This window comes from Streptomyces sp. NBC_00986, assembly GCF_045162565.1.
In the GTDB taxonomy this organism is placed as follows: Bacteria; Actinomycetota; Actinomycetes; order Streptomycetales; family Streptomycetaceae; genus Streptomyces.
This window is the reverse complement of the sequence record NZ_CP108733.1, coordinates 597,336-613,470: the sequence shown is the minus strand read 5'-3', so window position 1 is coordinate 613,470 and position 16,135 is coordinate 597,336. Positions and strand designations below refer to the sequence as shown.

The following is a 16,135-nucleotide window of genomic DNA, read 5'->3' as shown; positions in this document are numbered from 1 at the left end:
GTCGCCCGCCCGCCGTCACGATGGACCGGCCTCCCGAACCCGGGGTGGAGCCCGCTACACGCTTACTCCGGCTGGATGATCGACACGGTCTTGTAGCGCAGGAACTCGTCGATGCCGGCTCGGCCGCCCTCCTTGCCGTATCCGCTGAGGCCCAGACCGCCGAAGGGGGTGTGCGGGAGGTTCTGCCGGGCGCCGTTGACATAGACGCCACCGGCCTTCAGTCGCTCGGCCACCCGGTGGACGCGGGTGAGATTCGTCGACTGGATGTTGGCGCCGAGTCCGTAGGGTGTGCTGTTGGCGAGGGCGACCGCCTCGTCCTCGGTGGAGAACTTGAAGACCAGCAGTACGGGGCCGAAGACTTCCGTCTGTGCGATCTCGTGCTCCGGGTCGACGTCGACGATGATCGTGGGCTCGACGAAGTTCTTGTCGGCGAGGTCGCCGCCGGCCCGGTTGCCGCCGAGGGTGATGCGTCCGGCCCTGTCTCGCCGGGCACGGTCGAGCATCCCGCAGACCCGCTCGACGGCGGCGGCGTTGATGAGCGGCCCCACTTTGACCTCGGGATCGAACGGATCCCCCATTCTGTACGTCGCGGCGACGTCAGTGACCCGCTCGACGATCTCGTCGTAGATGTCCTCGTGCACGATCAGTCGCGTCGGCACCACACAGCCCTGCCCGGCCAGCACCCCGATGCTGTCCCGTACGGCGCGGCTCGCCACCGCCTCCAGGTCTCCGGCGTCCGGGAAGACGATGCTGCCGGTCTTGCCGCCCAACTCCAGTACTGCGGGCTTGAGTTGATCGGCGCAGGCGTGCATGATCCGGCGGGCTGCCACGGGGCCACCGGTGAAACTCACCTTCTCCACCTTGGGGTGGCGCACCAGTGCCTCGCCCGCCTCCGCGCCGCCGCTGAGGATGCTGCACACGCCGTCCGGTACGCCTGCTTCGCGCAGGAGTTGGGCGTACAGGTGCGGTGCGAAGGGGGTGAACTCCGAGGGCTTGACCACCACGCAGTTCCCGGCCGCCAGCGCCGGGATCACCTTCATGCCCAGGGAGACGACGGGGCCGTTCCAGGTGACGATGATCCCGATGACACCGTAGGGCTCGGGTGTCGTGTAGGAGAAGTAGCCGCGGGTGTCGAGCGTCGAGATCAGCTCGCCGGAGAGTTTGTCGCACCAACCGGCGTAGTAGCGCGTCCAGTTGATCGAGTTGTCGACGATCCGCAGGCCGAAGTGGGTCGGGGTACCGCCGTCGAGTGCCTGGAGGTCGACGAACTCCTGACGGTGTTCATCCAGCAGCCCGGCGAACCGTGTCAGGACGTCGCGCCGCGCCTCCGGCGTCCAGCGGCGCCAGGACTCCGCCTGCGCGGCGGCCAGTTCGACGGCCTCGTCGATCTCGGCGGCGCCGGCCAGCGGGATCGCCGCCTGCACCTCGCCCGTGTAGGGGTTGCGATGTTCGAAGACTCCGCCGGATCCGGAGTGAAGAACCTTGTCGCCGTAGCGGAGTTGAACGTGCGGAGCGGTCACGGTCATGGGTGGTGTCTCCCGGGGAACTCTTGGCCGGTAGGTGCGGTGCGGTACCACAGGGCTCAGCGGACGGCGAAGCCCGCGTCGAGGGGCAGTTGGATCCCGGTGATGTAGGCGGCTTCGTCGGACACCAGCCACGCGACCGCGTTGGCGATGTCCTCGGCCCGGAGGATGTCGATCGGCAGGGCGTTCTGCATCTGGCTGATCGGGTTCTTCTCGCCCCTGGCGGCCTGCGCGTGAAGCTCCTCCATGGCCGGGTTCAGCGTCATCCCCGACAACACACCTGTGGGGTGAATGGTGTTGACCCGGATCCGCTCGCCCGCGTACTCGTTGGCGAGCACCTGCATCAGGCCCACCAGGCCCCGTTTCGCCGCCGTGTAGGCCTGGCCGCCAGCCTTGTCGTTCGCGCCGCCCTTGAGCCCGGCCACCGAACTCGTGATGACGATCGAGCCGCCACGTTCTCCGGCCCGGATCGCCGGCAGTACCACCTCGATGGTGCGCCAGACGCCCGTCAGGTTCACCTCGATGACGTCGGTCCAGGTACGGTCGCGGTCGCCGCCGGGGGAGAGCCGGATGATGCCGGCGTTCGCGAGCAGCACGTCGACCCGTCCGAAGCGTTCGACGCCGTGGTCCAGGACCCGGCGCAGATCGTCGTAACTGCGCACGTCTCCCTTCTCTGCGACGATCGCCCCGCCTGCCTCCTCGACGGCTTTCACGGTAGCCCGGAGGTCGTCCTCGGTGGCGTTCGGGTAATCCATCGACTCGATGTCCGCGCAGATGTCGAGTCCGATGATGTCCATGCCCCGGGAGGCGAGTTTCACCGCGTGCGCGCGGCCCTGACCGCGGGCGACACCGGTGATGAAAGCGACCTTCCTGCCTGACTCCATGTCAGCCCCTATCTGTAGGTGACGAGTTGAGGGGGCAGGTGGGAGTGCTCGTTGAAGGTGACGAGCGTGCTGCCCCGGCTGCCCACGACGACCTTCGTGACACCGCTGTTGACCGCCACGCGGTTCAGTGCGGACCACTGCGGCTCACCGCCGCCCAGCAGCGACGCGGCGACCCAACCGATCACTCCGGCACTGGTGAAGACGACGGCGCTCTCGCCCGAGGCCAACTCGGCGACCAGTGTGCGCAAAGCGTTCTCGACCCGCTTGGTGAACGCGGGGAAGGGCTCCGTGTAGTCATGGTCGTGCAGTCCCGAGGACCATCGGGGAATGGCCCGGTCGAGCGGTTTGGCATCAGGTGTGTCCACCGTCCGACGCGCCGCGACGACGTCCTCGTGGTCGAACTCGTTCCACGCTTCGTCGACCTCCGCGGACGTCGACCATTTCGCGGCGCCACGTGTGGAACGGGCGGTCTGCTGTTGTCGGTCGAGACGTCCGGTCAGAATGCGTGTCGCGGAAACACCGTGCCGGGAGAATGCCGTCCCGAGCGTCTCGGACTGGAGTCTGCCGGTGCCGGACAGCCCGTGGTCCGCTTGGCCCGACGCCTGGCCGTGCCGGACGAGGAGGATCACGGCCATGACGGCATCCCCGCCCTGGATGTATGGAGCCGGGCAAGCCGCAGCCCCTCGGCCTGAGTTGATGCCTCGACGTTCCACACGCCACACGAACACCAGCACCGATAGTGATCGCCGTCGGGAACGACGGCCTGGCCGTCGCAGGAACCTCCGCTGTTCGCCACGCTCGCCAGGAATTCGAGCGGCTTCTCCTCCAGCGCACTCTCGTAGTCGTCGTCCATGTTTCACACCTCCTCGGCGGCCATACGGAACACGGGCAGCAGCCAGCCGTCGGTGATGGGATGGAAGTCGACGGTCAACGCCAACCCGATCCGTACGTCCGCCGTTTCGACCCCGACCACATTGGTGACCAGCCGCGCCCCGGGAGCGTCCGGCATCTCCACGACGGCGGGGACCAGGGTCAGATTCGGGAGCCCGGGATAGCCGTGGACCACGGCGAAGCTGTAGACGGTCGCGCGGCCCGACAGCTGGGGCCAGTCGAGCGCGGTCGACTGGCATTCCGGGCAGAAGGGGGTGGGCGGCAGCCGGAAGGTTCCGCAGTCGCCGCACTGGGGTACCACGAGCCGCCGTTGCTTCGCGGCCTGCCAGAACGGTTCGGTCACGGCGTCCGTAGCGATCCGGACGGCGTTCGACGGCAGGGCCGTCGCGAGGCGAGCCCCGGTCACCGGTCGCGTCCCAGGATCAGGCCGCTGACCGGCAGGCTGGCCGGACCGCCGGTGCACAGGGCGAACTCGGCGTCGGCGACCTGGTTGATCGCGGTGCCGCGCATCTGCTCGACGCCCTCGACGATGTGGGTCATCCCGATGACGTACGCCTCGGAGAGCTGGCCGCCGTGCGGGTTCACCGCGACGGTTCCGGGTTTCCGGCGGGGGGAGTAGCGGATCGCGCCACTCTCGACGAACGGGCCGCCGTCGCCCTTGGCGCAGAAGCCGTAGTCCTCCAGTTGCATGAGCACCATCGGCGTGAAGTGGTCGTAGATCAGGGCCACATCGATGTCCTGGGGTGTGATGCCCGCCTGTTTGTAGAGGCGTCCGGCGATCGGCTGGTGACCGGACGAGGTGAAAGTTTCGTCCGGCATGCCGTACCAGGAGAAGGCGCGCCCCCAGTCCCGGGTGCCGCCGTGGGCGACGGCCACCACGGGGACCGGGTTCTGGCGCAGGTCGCGGGCGCGGTCGGTCGAGGTGGTGATGACGGCGACCGCTCCCTCCGTCTCCAGGCAGAAGTCGTAGACGCAGAGCGGTTCGGCGATCATCCGCCCGCTGAAGTACTCCTCGCGGGTGAGGGGAGTCTTCTGGATCGCCTTGGGCCGGTTGAGGGCGTTCTGGCGGGTGGAGATGGCGATCTCGGCGAACGCGTCCCGGGTGGTGCCGTACTGGTGCATGTGACGGCGGGCCAGGACCGACATCAGATGGCCCGGGCCCGCCAGTCCGGACGGCTGGAGGAAGGAGCTGATCGGGGTCACCGGCTTGGCCGCTATCACCGTGCCGAGTCGGTGCTTCTGCTGTTGCAGGGCCATGACCGTGACGACGATCGAGGCGTCACCAGCGACGATGGCCGCGCGGGCGAGACCTATCGCGCCCGCCGAGCCGCCGCCGCCGTTCGTGAGGGACGCCGAGAAGCGGACCTCGGGGATTCCGAGGGTCTCCATGAAGTCGACGGACTCCATCTTGTCGCCGTAGCCGGCACCGGCGCCCGAGTAGAAGGCGAAGCCGTCGATCTCCTTGACGGAGAGTCCGGCGTCGGCGCAGGCGCCGAGGATGGCCTCGCCGGCGAGGTGAGTGATGCTCTTGCCCGCCGACTCGCCCCGCCGGTAGTAGGGCGTGGCGCCGACGCCCACGATCGCGACGTCACGCGGTCCCGAATCCTGCGGCATCGGCTCAGACCTCGCTCGTGGGGACGGGCGGCACCTGCGGGAAGAGGTCGAAGAACGCGCCCTGGGTGATCCGCAGCCGGGTCTCGGCCGAGACCCCGTCGAACAGCGACTTGAGGGTGTCCTGCGTGTGCCCGAAGGTGCCTTCCATGTGTGGGTAGTCGGAGCCGAACATGACGTTCCTGTAGCCCATGGCCTCGAACGCGGCGACCGCCGTCTCGTCGTGCTGGAAGGATGCGTACACCTGGGTCATCAGGGTTTCCTTCGGGTCCCGTTCGAGTTTGGGACGGACCGCCATGTGGTGTTGGCGGTAGCCCTCCAGCATGCGATCGCCCAGGAACGGGATCCAGGTGGCGCCGCCCTCGGAGATGAGCACCTTCAGATCTGGGTGCCGGTCGAGGGCGCCGGAGGCCACCAGTTTCATCGCGGCGCGCTGACCGGAGAAGGTCGTCTCCGCGTAGTTCATGACCGCGCCGCCGGGGCCGCGGTAGACCAGGCCGGCGCCGCCGGTCGTCATGTCCACCGGGTCGGTGCCGATGTGGAAGGCGAGGACCATCCGGGCGCGTTCGGCGGCGTCCCAGAACGGCTCCCAGTCGGTCCGGTGCCAGTCCGGTGCGCTGGGGTGTGGAGTGGTGGGCAGGAAGACGGCGTGGAAGCCCTGCTCTGCGGCCCACTCCAGTTCGCCGATCGCGTCCTCCACGACCAGCGTCGACACCTGGGCGGTAACGACGTAGCGGTCCGAGACCGCCGCGATCTCCTCCAGCGCCCACTCGTTGCTCGCGCGCATGCACGCCTTGAGCAGTTCGGGCGTTCGGAAGGTGGAGGCCCACATGCCCAGCGACGGGAAGATCACCTCGCCCCAGACGCCCTCCTGATCGAGATCACGCAGACGTGCCCGGGCGTCGCGGATGCCCTGCGCCTTCCGGCTCTCCTCCAGGAACTCCCTGGCCACCGAGGTCGGCAGCTTCCGCCGGAACGACTGCCCGTCGACATGCACCGTCTCGTATTCCCCGTCCGGGTCCTTCTCGGACTTCGGAGTCAGGTCGGCAAGCCGTTTGGGCAACCGTGACTCCCATAGATCGCTCGGTTCGAGGAAGTGGGAGTCGCCGGAGTTGGTCCAGATCTTCGGCATCGTGAGTAGTCCTCCGGAAGTAGGGAGGGATGAGGCCTGCGTTGCCAGGTCCGCGCATCGAACTGTTCCATCGACGGGGTCACCTGTCCATACTTTCTAATACATCTCCATTAGTTTTGACGTTGCGTGTGCCGCGCCGCTTCTACGAACATGAGGGCCATGGCACTGGATGAGAAGGCCGCGGGGCGCAGGCGTCGGCACACGACGGGGGAGGCGACCCGTGAGTTGTTGATGACGACGGCTGAGCGGCTCTTCGCTGCCCGTGGGGTCGAGGGCGTGACTCTGCGGGAGATCCAGATGGAGTCGGGTCAGTCGAACTCGTCGGTGATCACGTATCACTTCGGCTCGAAGGCGGGCCTGGTCCGTGATCTGATCGCCTTCCGCTATCGGACCATCGACGCGCGCCGGGCCGTGCTGCTGGAGGAGGCTCGTGCCGATGGTGTGGTCGAGGATCCCCTGGCGGCGGTGTGGCTGGTGGTGCGCCCGCTGATTGAGAGCATCGAGGCCGGCGAGATGTTCGTACCGTTCCTGGCCAGACTGGCACCCGCCACCTCGGACGCGGAGTACTGGCCGCGCCAGATCGAGGACGCCACCGACGTCCTCCAGGAGTTGGTGCCCGAACTGCTCGGCGCGCTGCCCGACCGGGTACGGCGGGGCCGCGAGGTACAGCTCTACAACAGCGTCCTCAACCTCCTGGGCGACCACGCGCGCAACCGGCACCCGATCAGCGACGCACAGCTCAACAACTACATCGACGGCTGGGTGGGCATGCTCACCGCGCCCGTCTCGGCGGTGACGCACGACCTCATGGAGGACGAGGCACGGGCGAGGCACCGACGCGGCTGACCGCGTGTCGCCGGGCCCTTGCCGTGGTCACTCGCACACAACCCGCCACCGGCAGCTGTGCGGCCTGTCCTGGATCCGTCACAGTCCCCATGGCACCCCGCCCGGTTGGAACGAGCCGTCTGACGGGGCGCTGTCGTGTTTCCGACGTGTCTCCACCCGAGAGCCTCAGGCCGATCGCGGCCTGCGACGTCCACTTCGCCCCACGGCGGTCCTTGCCGGGGCGAGCGTGGTCAGGAAGTCACACGACCCGGACACGCCGAGACTCGTCCGCGACTCCTGCGCTCGCCGCCCGGGCAGGTCGAGGCCCGCTCCGACCGCAGCAGCGGAACGGACCTCGGAGACGCTCCTCAAGAGGCTTGCCGCGTCAGTGCGGCGTAGGGGTCCGCAGTCCGTCAGCCGAGGCTGCGGCGTCCGACGACCAGACGACTCGGCTGGTAGGGGACGAAGGCCGCGCCGTCGAGGTCGAGTGCGTCGGCGCTGCGCTGGAGGGCGCCGGGCGTGGCGAGCGTGCCCCAACTGCCCGTGGTGACGCGCTGGTCGATGGCATGGACACCGGCGACGATCTCGGCGGCTGTGAAGTTGCAGTGACCCTGGCGGGCGACGTAGGCCTGCCGTAGCAACGCACCGTCCCCTGCTGACCGTACGCGCGCGGCGAAGGCGGATTCCTGCTGGACGGGGACGAGCTGGTCGGAGGTGGTGTGCAGGTCGAGCAGGGGGACGCCGAGATGCTGGCCGGCGGTGGACGTGGCTTGAAGGTGGGCTACCGCGGCGGGATCGGCGTGCAGGTCGGCGCCTTGGGTGAGGGTGCTCAGGTCGGTGTGGAGGTCGAGCCCGGCCTCGCTGTAGAGCGTGGCCACCTCGGCGGCGTGTTCGGAGTCGTGCAGGAGAGCGGCGTAGTCGACGCCCGCGTTCCCGGAGGCGTTGCCTCCTGCGGACTGCTCGACGGAATAGGGGCCGGTCATGTAGAAGTCCAGCATGCCCTGGGCGAGCCAGGCGTACTGCTGGGCTTCCTGGCCGGCGGCGTCGTCCGTGGCGGGCGGGTCCTGGGCCGGCGCCCAGTCGGGGAGGTTGAGGTAGGCGGCGGCGAGAGCTATGCGTGCGCGGCCCTGCGGGGTGGTTTGGGCAGCCGCGACGGCGGTGTCGAGCTGCTGGGCGGAGAGATAGCCGTCGGCCATGCCGGTGAAGCCGGTGAGTTCGACCTGCTCGTCGGGCAACAGCAGTGAAGCGAGGGCGTATTCGGCGTCGTACTGGTAGTTCCCCAGGTCGACACCACCGGCGACCAGACCGCACAACCCGAGAGCGCCATCGATGAGTCCGGTTCCGTCGCGCGCGATCTGGGCGTTGACCAGCCCACCCATGGACAGCCCGACGGACAGGGTGCGCTCCGGTCGCTGACCTGCTGTCGCGGAGAACGCTCCGATCGTGGCGAACTGGTCGCGCTCGGCGCTGTCCAGGGCCCACCAGGATCCGGCCGGGTCGATGAGGATCCGGCCGTCGCGAAACCCTCGGCGAGCAGTTCCGTGCGAGTGGCGTCCGACGCGGTGGGGGCGTTGTAGCCGTGGCTGAAGAGCAGCAGGGTGCCGTTCCAGTTGTTCGGCACATCGGCGACCCAGGTCGCGCCGTCGGCGAGCGTGCCGGTGAGATGCGCCGCGGCGGCGGGGGTCGTGGCGGCCTTAGCGGCTGGGGCGGCGGTGGAGACAGCGGTGACGCCACAGACCAGGGCGGTGACGCCCATCGTGGCGATGTGCCGCAGGCTGTGCGACATGCGGGTGCTCCCTTTGTGGTGGGGGTACGGGAATCACCAAGCGCTTGGCCGGACCGAACGTAGGGCACTTGTCCGACCACCGTTAAGAAACTGCCCGATGAAGTCGCGGGCATCCCGCACCCGGCACCAAGGTGCGCCGCGTCGCTGTTGCGGCGCCTGCCACCGTGTTGATCCCACGCACCGCCACGGCCGACCGCCTCGACGCAGGCGAGCCGTCGACCCCGGCGCTCCTCCAGAGGCTCATCAGAAGAGCCCCGACCGAATGCAGCCGGCCGGGGCTGGAGAGCCGCGGGAAGTTCTCCGAAAGCGGGCGGTTCGGGCCTGGGGCTGGTCCGCGGCCGTGGTGGGCTTGCGGCGGTTGGCGAGGAGGCCGGCGGCCGCGCCGAGGGAGACGAGGCCCATGCCCGCGGCGGTGGCGATGCCCTTGACGCCGTCCATGGTGAGGTAGCAGAACGCGGCCACGCCGCCGTTGAAGAGGAACAGGAACCAGAGTGTGGAGGACTTCGACAGAAACGCCTTGATCTTCGGCTTCTTCGCGATGCGCGAGCCGGCCAACATCGAGACGGCGATGCCGGCGAAGGTGGCCACGTTCTTCTGCGTGCCGTCCAGGACGGCACCGGAGGCGGTGCCCCGCTCGACGAGTACGCTCACGTGATCACGCGGGCGCTCGTCGTGCGGTCCTCCTCCGCCCACGAAGACACCGAGGACTCCTCCATGGCGGGGCGTTTCGACTCAGTGCTGGACGTGCGTGGCTGGGACGACTTCACCGCCGCCGTACAGACGGTGCTGGACTCCGCACGTCGGGTCCAGATCCTGCGTCCGTCCACCGACATGGCTGTGGACGACGGGATGGCCGTGCTGGTGCAACCCATGCTGCGCGCCGCCATCGGCGGTGTGCTGTTCAGCGCGGACCCGGTGGCGGGCCGCCGCGACCGGATGCTGGTCAGCGCGGTACGCGGTGGCCCGGACCAACTGGCCGACGGCAGTACGCAAGGCGTGCGCTACCAACTGACCCGCTTCGCCCGGCTGGTGCGGACCGAATCCACAGAACCGCCGGGCGCGCGGCTGCTCAGCCGTCGGCACCTCACCCGGCTGGTCGCGCTGGCCAAGAAGACCGAGCGGATCTTCGGCGGCCCGCAGGACATGGAGTTCGGCTCTGGCGCTGATCTTGTGACGGCGTCGGATCAGGGCAGGGGCACGGCAAAGTCGTAATTCCGGAGCGGTTACGTCGCCGATGCGGGCGGTTCGATCAGTGCGGCGATGCACGCAGTGAGCAGGCTCCGCATCTGGTCTTGTTCGCTGGCATCCAGATTGGCCAGCATGTCTTGCTCGACGCGGCGAACCGCGGCGCTGGCCACCTTGAGCTGGCGGCGCCCGCGGGCGGTCAGCTCGGTGGGCAGGACCCTGCCGACGGGTGCCTGTGCCGGGCGGACGACGAGTCCCTGGCGTTCGAGGGCCTGCAGAAGCACGTTCATCGACTGCCGGGTGACGAAGGTGCCGCGGGCAAGCTCGGAGTTGGACAGACCCGGTCGCTGGGCAAGCAGCTCCAGGCAGGAGTAGTGGGTGATCGTCATGCCCAACGGCCTCAGCACGGCCTCCAGGGCTGAGTGCAGGGCGCTCGCGGCCGCCTTCAGCATGTACCCCAGTGATGTGTCCAGCTCGATTCCGGGCTCGCCTTGACTCATGTCAGTAGTCTGACATACATTCCGGCGTGTCAGAAGACTGACATGTCTTGAGGAGGTAAGAATCGTGACCGTTACCGGACCCGACTTCATTTCACTGCAGGTGCGCGACCTGGAGCGCTCTGCCGTTTTCTACGAGCAGTACCTGGGGCTGAAGCGCTCTGACGCAGGACCGCCGCACGCTGTCGTGTTCGACACCAAGCCGATCGCGTTCGCCGTCCGCGACGTCGTCGCGGGCGTCAACCTGGACGCGATCACGCAGCCGGGCCAGGGAATGGCGCTGTGGCTGCACGCCCCCGACGCGCAGGACATCCACGACGCCCTCGCCGCCGCCGGCACGACGATCGTCTCAGCGCCCGTCGACGGGCCGTTCGGCCGCACTTTCACGTTCGCGGACCCCGACGGCTACCAGGTGACCCTCCACGACCGCGGCTGAGACTGGCGTCCTGGTCTTCGGCGCGGCAGGCGCTCCGAGCGGGCTTCTCACAACGGCAGTTATGACACCTGTCACGGCCTACTTCATGACTTTGCCGGGCCCCTGCGGGTCAGGGCGTGAGGAGTACGCGTTTGCGCAGGAAGTCGAGGTTGGCTCGTCCATACCCTTGTCTTTTGAGGAGTTTCGTCCTTGTAACCTGCCCTTCGACCTGGCCTGAGCTCCAGGGGGTGGAGAGCCCGGCGGTGACGGCGTCGATGTCGCGGCTCAGCCCGATGATCAGGGAGTGCAGGGCGGGCAGGTCATCGGCGAGGGCGCGCTCCATCCAGGCGGGCAGTTGATCGCCCCGCAGGTCACGCATCATGGCGGCGAAGTCGCGGACGTGGTGGGTGACGGCGTCGAGTTCGCGACAGCCGGTCCGGATCTCCTTGAGGTCGGCGGCATCATCGGCGGTCAGGTTTCCGGGGTCGGCCATGATCCAGCGGACGATGCGGCGGGGCCGTGGAGCCGAGCGGCGCGCGGGTGGCCCAACGGTGGCGGTCTTGAACGGGCGGAGGTAGCGGCGGACGGTCTGGAGGCTTCCGGCGAAACCAAGGGCCACGATCTCCTGGTGGAGTTGGGCACTGCTGTGACAGCCCTCGATCCACCGCTGGTGCAGGTAGGGCTTGTACTCGTCCAGGATGGTGGAGCGGTTCGTCGCTTTGACCAGCAGCTCGTCGATACTGGTGGCGCGGGCGAAGCGGCGCACGGTGGACCGGTCCAGCTGCAGTGTCCGGCAGATGTCCTCCAGCGTGCTGCCGTCGTCCAGGAGCTGTCGCACGGCTGTGTGGCGTTCCCTGGTCCGGGTCACCAGTCGGCGTTCCCGTCGCCGAACTCCCGCCGGGCCGAGGAGACTCGGGCGACGGCCAGGGCGCCGGGGGCGGTTTCGGCAGTGGCACGGCCTGGGACGGCCGTGGCGAACGTCCCGAGCGCGCTGTCCTGGTGGTTCGCTCCCTCGATCCGGCCCTGGCCCCGCTGCTGCCGGGCCTCGCCGGACTCGTGGCCGAGACCGGCAGCGCGCTGTCCCATCTCGCCGTACTGGCCCGCGAGTTCAAGGTCCCCACCGCTGTCGGCGTGCCTGGCGCGTTGGACCGCTTCCCGGCCGGCGTCCCGCTCACCGTGGACGGCGCCACCGGTGCGGTCACCGCGGGGGACCTCGACGACCCCACGTCCCGCCCCACCGAGAACGAAGAGGAGCCGGCGGCATGAAGAGCGTCCGACTCGTCGGCTACACCTTCGGCGGGCTGTCCGCCGCCTACGCCGGCTACTACATGGTGCTGTACCTCACGCGCTGGGAGTGGCAGCGCGCCCTGATGTCCGGAGTAGTCCTCCTGCTCGTCGTGGAGGTGCTCCTCGCGACGGTCGTCCTGCTGACGCGCTTCTCCCGGATGGAGGACCGGCTGGAAGAGTCCGACGCCCGGGTGGACGAAGTACGGCGGCGCCTGGAGCAGACCCGTACCCCACACCCGAACCAGTTGCGCTGGGTCCGCTCGGTGGACATGCAGGAACTGGACGGCACCCAGCGCACATTCGTGTTCGTGCCCGTGCTGATGGCAGCCGGAGCAGCGCTCTCGGGCATTGCGATGGTCATCCAGAAACTCGCTGGTGCCACCGCCCGGCCGGGCGCGGAACGCCGGCTGGCCGGACGGCTGGCGGCCCTGACGGCCCCGGAACTCGGTCCGCGCGCCGCCCGGAGCGCGCTGGAGGACCGCCCCGCCGTCACCCCGGCGCGCACCGGCCGGAAGGTGGGCGCCGTCACGGCAGCCGTCGGCGGTCTGCTCCTCGCCCCCGTACTGTGGTCCGCTCTGGCCGACGCGACACAGACCCGGCCCGAAGAGGGACCGGGCGCGGAGGCCACGGCCCTGGTCTTCCGGGTGGAGTTCAAGGGCGACGGCGGGGACAAGGCGGTCCAACTCGCGGCCCGGGATCTCTGGGAGACCTGCCGCCGTTCCACCGCGGCCCTGAACGACAAGGCCACCTTGAGTCACCTGGACGGCGGTGTCTACAGCGCGGTGATCAGTCCGGCCCTGCCCCCTCACGACCTGATGCGGTTGCGCGGCTGCATCGAGGACGCGAGTACCAACCGCACCACCGCGACCGTCCTCGGCGAGGGACACGCGAAAACCCGGCGGTGAACTCGGGGACCGGGAGGCCGGCGGCGGGCACGATCCGGCGGAGCCGTAACTCCGGAAGCCACCTGCCGCACCGTGCCCGGTCCGCTGTGTCGAAGCGCCCCGAGGTGGGCCGTGCATCGCACCACGGGCCGGTCCGTCACCGATCGCGGGAGGAAACGCCACGCCCTATCGGCCATCTCAGCTGACCCGCAACCGGATTTCGGCAAGGAGGTCTTCCTCGGAACCGTAGTAATACAGCGTTCTTGGCTGGCCTGCCTGCCCGGCTGTCCGGGGGAAAGGCCGACTTCGGGAGAGCACCCTGTCCGCCCGACCAAGCGGTACGTTGGAGCGCGAAGAGTGGGCTGCACGGGGGCGGTACACCACGCGGCCCGCCCCGACATCCCTGAGCGCGGGAGACTCGTCTCACGGCAGGTCTCTCCAGTGAGGAGCAGTGCATGACCGCGGTAGGGGTCGCCACCGGTGTCGGTCAGGGGACAGGTGAGGCATGCGCGCGACACCTCGCCGACACGGTCGACGTGTTGTTGCTCGCCGACCGGAACGAGGCGGCGGCAGCCGCGGTCGCGAAGGATCTGGCGGGCTCCGGGAAGCGAGCCGTCGTCGAAGCGATCGGCGTGGATGTCACCGACCGCGACTGTTTCGTTCGGTTGGCCGAACGGGTCCGAGAGTTCGGCACGCTGCGGGCCGTCGCCCATGCCGAGTGCGTGGCGCCGGAGGACGCGGACTGGCGCGGGATCATCGAGGTCGACTTCGTCGGGACCGCCCTGCTCGCCGAGGCGCTGGGCCCCCTGGCCACCGCGGGCACGGCCTTCGTGTACTGCGCCTCGGTGTCTCCTCTGATCGCTCACGTCGAACCCGATCCGGTGGCCGAGGCCGTCCTGGAGAACCCGACGCAAGAGGGATTCCTCGATCGGATCCGTGAAGCGATCGGCCCGGCCGTCGAGGATCCGGCGTGGGCATACCCATGGGCCATGTACGGAGTGCAGCGCCTGGCCCGCACGGAGGCGGTGCGGCTCGGGCCGCTGGGTGCACGCGCCTGCTCCGTTTCGCCCGGCGCGATCGACTCCCCGCAGATGCGACTGGAGGCGGCACGGCACGAATCGGTACGGCAACTCATCCAGGCCACACCTCTGGGCCGTACCGGTCGCTATGAGGAGGTCGCCGCCGTCGTCGCGTTCCTGTTGTCGGACGGGGCGAGCTTCGTGACAGGTGTCGACATCAGCGTCGACGGTGGCCTGTTGGCATCCGCGCAGGCCGATTGAGACGGTCGCAGCCCGCGGCGGCCGATCATTGGGGTGGTTGTCACCCGACGGAACACACGGAACACACGGAGGCCGATGTTCCGTGCCTCGGTGCCTGAACGCGGCAGAGCGTCTTACCGGCCCGGCGGTACAAGGGGGTTGCACACTCGGGCGAGTGCGCCCTCGTCGTGCCACTCCGTTTGCGCAATTCACGTTCGTCAGCGAGATGTCCGATGCGTCGCCGGCCGTCTTGTCGCTGGATCGCGGAATCCTGTCCGGGTGTCGCACCGGCTGTCCGACAGACGCCTCGGCTTCATTGGACGGGCCTGAATGGAATGAATAGACCGCTCGGTCATATGTCAGCTGCGTGTCAGCCCCAGGGGACGAATCTGCCAGGCGTTCTATTGTCGAATTATTGACTAGACCGGTCGGTACAGATAACTTGGGGGTCAGCTGGGGGTCGGCCTTCTGGCTACGGACGACGGAGTTCGAAGAGAGGTACCGCCTGTGTTCAAGGAATTTGTCGTGTCCGGCGATTCGCACATCATCGAGCCGGTCGATCTGTTCAAGACCCGCTTGCCCAGGCAGCTGCGTGAGCGCGCGCTGTGGGAAGAGGAGTTCACCCTCGACGAGCCGATCGTGCCGGGCGGGCACACGGAGTTCAAGAAGCTCCACACCATCGGGTTCGACGGCTGGACCATCTCCAAGTACCGCCAGACCGGTGGGGAGACGCCGGACGGCGATCCCGACCACATCATCCGGGACATGGACTTCGACGGCGTCGACGCCTCGGTCATGTTCCCCAACCTCTCGCTGTTCGTCCTGTTCACGGACGACCACGAGCTGTCGATGGCGCACGCGCGCGTGTGGAACGACTACCTCGTCGAGCGCTACCTCCCCTACAAGGACCGGCTGCGTCCCACGGCCGCGATCCCGATCACGGACGTCCCCGCTGCCGTGGCGGAGATCGAGCGGGTCGCGGGGCTGGGACTCGGTGCGATCCTGCTGCCGGAGATCCCGCCGCTGCCGTACTACGCGCGGGAGTACGACCCGATCTGGGCGGCCGCTCAGGCGCACGGTCTGCCGGTCTTCATCCATGTGGCGACCGGCGGGGTGAAGGTCAAGCAGGAGGTCTCCGGGACGGCGCAGACCGTCCGGGGTCTGATGACGTCCATGAACATGGGCAAGGGGAATCTGACGGACGACATGGTGGCGGGCCGGACCATGGGCTTCGCGGCGGGCGCCGGCGTGGCGGGTCCGCAGGGCATCATCGCCAGCCTGGTGGGCGGCGGGGTGTGCGAGCGTTTCCCCGACCTGCACTTCAATCTGATCGAGTACACGGCCGGCTGGCTGGTCTCCTTCATGGGTTACATGGACAAGGCCTGGAAGACGGGGACCGGCCAGGACCCCGACTGGTGGCTCGGTTTCTGGGACGACAACCGTCCGGCGACCGAACAGCCCTCCATGGGGCGGCTGTTCGCGATCAACGACAAGTGGCCCTACCCGCTCAAGCCCACGGAGTACGTCCGGCGGCAGATTCATGTGCAGTTCGCGGACGACCCCACGGCCGTCAAGGCCCGCCACATCACCGGTCTGTCGACGGTGATGTGGGGCAATGACTACCCGCACGCGGAGGGCACCTTCCGCAGCAGCGCGGAGTGCATCGCGGAGAACTTCGAGGGTGTGAACGACGAGGACCGTGCGGCCATCCTGGGCGGCACCCTCGCCGGCGTCGTGCACTTCGACAAGAGCCGGAAACTCGCCCCGGTCACCGAGAACGCCTGACCGCGGCCGAGCCGTCAGTCGTCGTCTTCTCCCGACAGACCCTGCCGACACCGGTGTGTCCGGCGAAGGCGTCGTCAGACGCAAGGTCGAGTGAGGGGACGGGGGCGGGCTCGATTGCGGAGATCGTGGGGCCTGCGGCGATTCGAAGAGTCCGCGCCCCAAGCGGATGGA

General features: G+C 68.7%; 18 protein-coding genes. 7 read left to right on the top strand and 11 right to left on the bottom strand.

All coding sequences use genetic code 11. The features are described from left to right. Positions 1–62: 62 nt before the first annotated feature. Genes OG504_RS02630 through OG504_RS02600 form a run of 7 tightly spaced genes read right to left on the bottom strand, consistent with a single transcriptional unit; the run spans position 63 to position 6,041 of the window. Positions 63–1,526, bottom strand: coding sequence for an aldehyde dehydrogenase family protein (locus OG504_RS02630; protein ID WP_405988202.1), 1,464 nt, complete (start codon positions 1,524–1,526; stop codon positions 63–65). A 56-nt stretch (positions 1,527–1,582) separates the two neighbouring features. Continuing rightward, the gene (locus OG504_RS02625; protein WP_405988201.1) at positions 1,583–2,407 is read right to left on the bottom strand and encodes a mycofactocin-coupled SDR family oxidoreductase; all 825 of its coding nucleotides are present in this window, start codon (positions 2,405–2,407) and stop codon (positions 1,583–1,585) included. Between the two features lie 8 nt (positions 2,408–2,415). After that, the gene (locus tag OG504_RS02620) at positions 2,416–3,042 is read right to left on the bottom strand and encodes a histidine phosphatase family protein (protein ID WP_405988200.1); all 627 of its coding nucleotides are present in this window, start codon (positions 3,040–3,042) and stop codon (positions 2,416–2,418) included. Further along, entirely contained in the window at positions 3,033–3,260 is a 228-nt protein-coding gene (locus OG504_RS02615; protein ID WP_405988199.1) for a hypothetical protein, read from the bottom strand. Before OG504_RS02615 ends, OG504_RS02620 begins: the two co-directional genes overlap by 10 nt. Before the next feature lie 3 nt (positions 3,261–3,263). Continuing rightward, positions 3,264–3,704: a Zn-ribbon domain-containing OB-fold protein gene (locus tag OG504_RS02610; protein ID WP_405988198.1), complete on the bottom strand. Its 441-nt coding sequence runs from the start codon at positions 3,702–3,704 to the stop codon at positions 3,264–3,266. Next, complete coding sequence (locus OG504_RS02605) at positions 3,701–4,912, bottom strand: thiolase C-terminal domain-containing protein (protein ID WP_405988197.1); 1,212 nt, start codon at positions 4,910–4,912, stop codon at positions 3,701–3,703. Before OG504_RS02605 ends, OG504_RS02610 begins: the two co-directional genes overlap by 4 nt. 4 nt (positions 4,913–4,916) lie before the next feature. Further along, a complete protein-coding gene (locus tag OG504_RS02600) occupies positions 4,917–6,041 on the bottom strand; it encodes an amidohydrolase family protein (protein ID WP_405988196.1) in 1,125 nt (374 codons plus the stop codon). 159 nt (positions 6,042–6,200) lie between these two features. On the opposite strand from OG504_RS02600, the gene OG504_RS02595 reads away from it, so the two are divergent. After that, positions 6,201–6,887: a TetR/AcrR family transcriptional regulator gene (locus tag OG504_RS02595; RefSeq protein ID WP_405988195.1), complete on the top strand. Its 687-nt coding sequence runs from the start codon at positions 6,201–6,203 to the stop codon at positions 6,885–6,887. 392 nt (positions 6,888–7,279) lie between these two features. On the opposite strand, the gene OG504_RS02590 is transcribed toward OG504_RS02595, so the two are convergent. Next, entirely contained in the window at positions 7,280–8,245 is a 966-nt protein-coding gene (locus OG504_RS02590; protein ID WP_405988194.1) for an alpha/beta hydrolase, read from the bottom strand. Between the two features lie 650 nt (positions 8,246–8,895). Further along, a complete protein-coding gene (locus tag OG504_RS02585) occupies positions 8,896–9,303 on the bottom strand; it encodes a hypothetical protein (RefSeq protein WP_405988193.1) in 408 nt (135 codons plus the stop codon). Between OG504_RS02585 and OG504_RS02580 the strand changes: the two genes are divergently transcribed. After that, a complete protein-coding gene (locus OG504_RS02580) occupies positions 9,304–9,864 on the top strand; it encodes a PEP/pyruvate-binding domain-containing protein (protein WP_405988192.1) in 561 nt (186 codons plus the stop codon). Between the two features lie 11 nt (positions 9,865–9,875). Here the strand turns inward: OG504_RS02580 and OG504_RS02575 are convergent, their stop codons facing one another. Beyond that, a complete protein-coding gene (locus tag OG504_RS02575) occupies positions 9,876–10,337 on the bottom strand; it encodes a MarR family winged helix-turn-helix transcriptional regulator (RefSeq protein WP_405988191.1) in 462 nt (153 codons plus the stop codon). Positions 10,338–10,401: 64 nt separating this feature from the next. On the opposite strand from OG504_RS02575, the gene OG504_RS02570 reads away from it, so the two are divergent. Next, a complete protein-coding gene (locus tag OG504_RS02570) occupies positions 10,402–10,770 on the top strand; it encodes a VOC family protein (protein ID WP_365222484.1) in 369 nt (122 codons plus the stop codon). Between the two features lie 109 nt (positions 10,771–10,879). On the opposite strand, the gene OG504_RS02565 is transcribed toward OG504_RS02570, so the two are convergent. Next, positions 10,880–11,242: a transposase gene (locus OG504_RS02565; protein ID WP_405996237.1), complete on the bottom strand. Its 363-nt coding sequence runs from the start codon at positions 11,240–11,242 to the stop codon at positions 10,880–10,882. 293 nt (positions 11,243–11,535) lie between these two features. Here OG504_RS02565 and OG504_RS02560 point away from each other — a divergent pair, with 293 nt between their 5' ends. From OG504_RS02560 to OG504_RS02545, 4 genes are all read left to right on the top strand, one after another. Beyond that, positions 11,536–12,015, top strand: a complete 480-nt coding sequence (locus OG504_RS02560) for a PEP-utilizing enzyme (RefSeq protein WP_405988190.1) — start codon at positions 11,536–11,538, stop codon at positions 12,013–12,015. Continuing rightward, positions 12,012–12,941 carry a hypothetical protein gene (locus tag OG504_RS02555; protein ID WP_405988189.1) on the top strand — a complete coding sequence of 310 codons (930 nt, stop codon included), beginning with the start codon at positions 12,012–12,014 and terminating at the stop codon, positions 12,939–12,941. The genes OG504_RS02560 and OG504_RS02555 overlap by 4 nt, the downstream gene beginning before the upstream one ends. A gap of 434 nt (positions 12,942–13,375) precedes the next feature. Beyond that, positions 13,376–14,200, top strand: coding sequence for an SDR family oxidoreductase (locus OG504_RS02550; RefSeq protein ID WP_405988188.1), 825 nt, complete (start codon positions 13,376–13,378; stop codon positions 14,198–14,200). A gap of 504 nt (positions 14,201–14,704) precedes the next feature. After that, positions 14,705–15,964: an amidohydrolase family protein gene (locus tag OG504_RS02545; RefSeq protein WP_405988187.1), complete on the top strand. Its 1,260-nt coding sequence runs from the start codon at positions 14,705–14,707 to the stop codon at positions 15,962–15,964. The last annotated feature ends 171 nt before the right edge of the window (positions 15,965–16,135 follow it).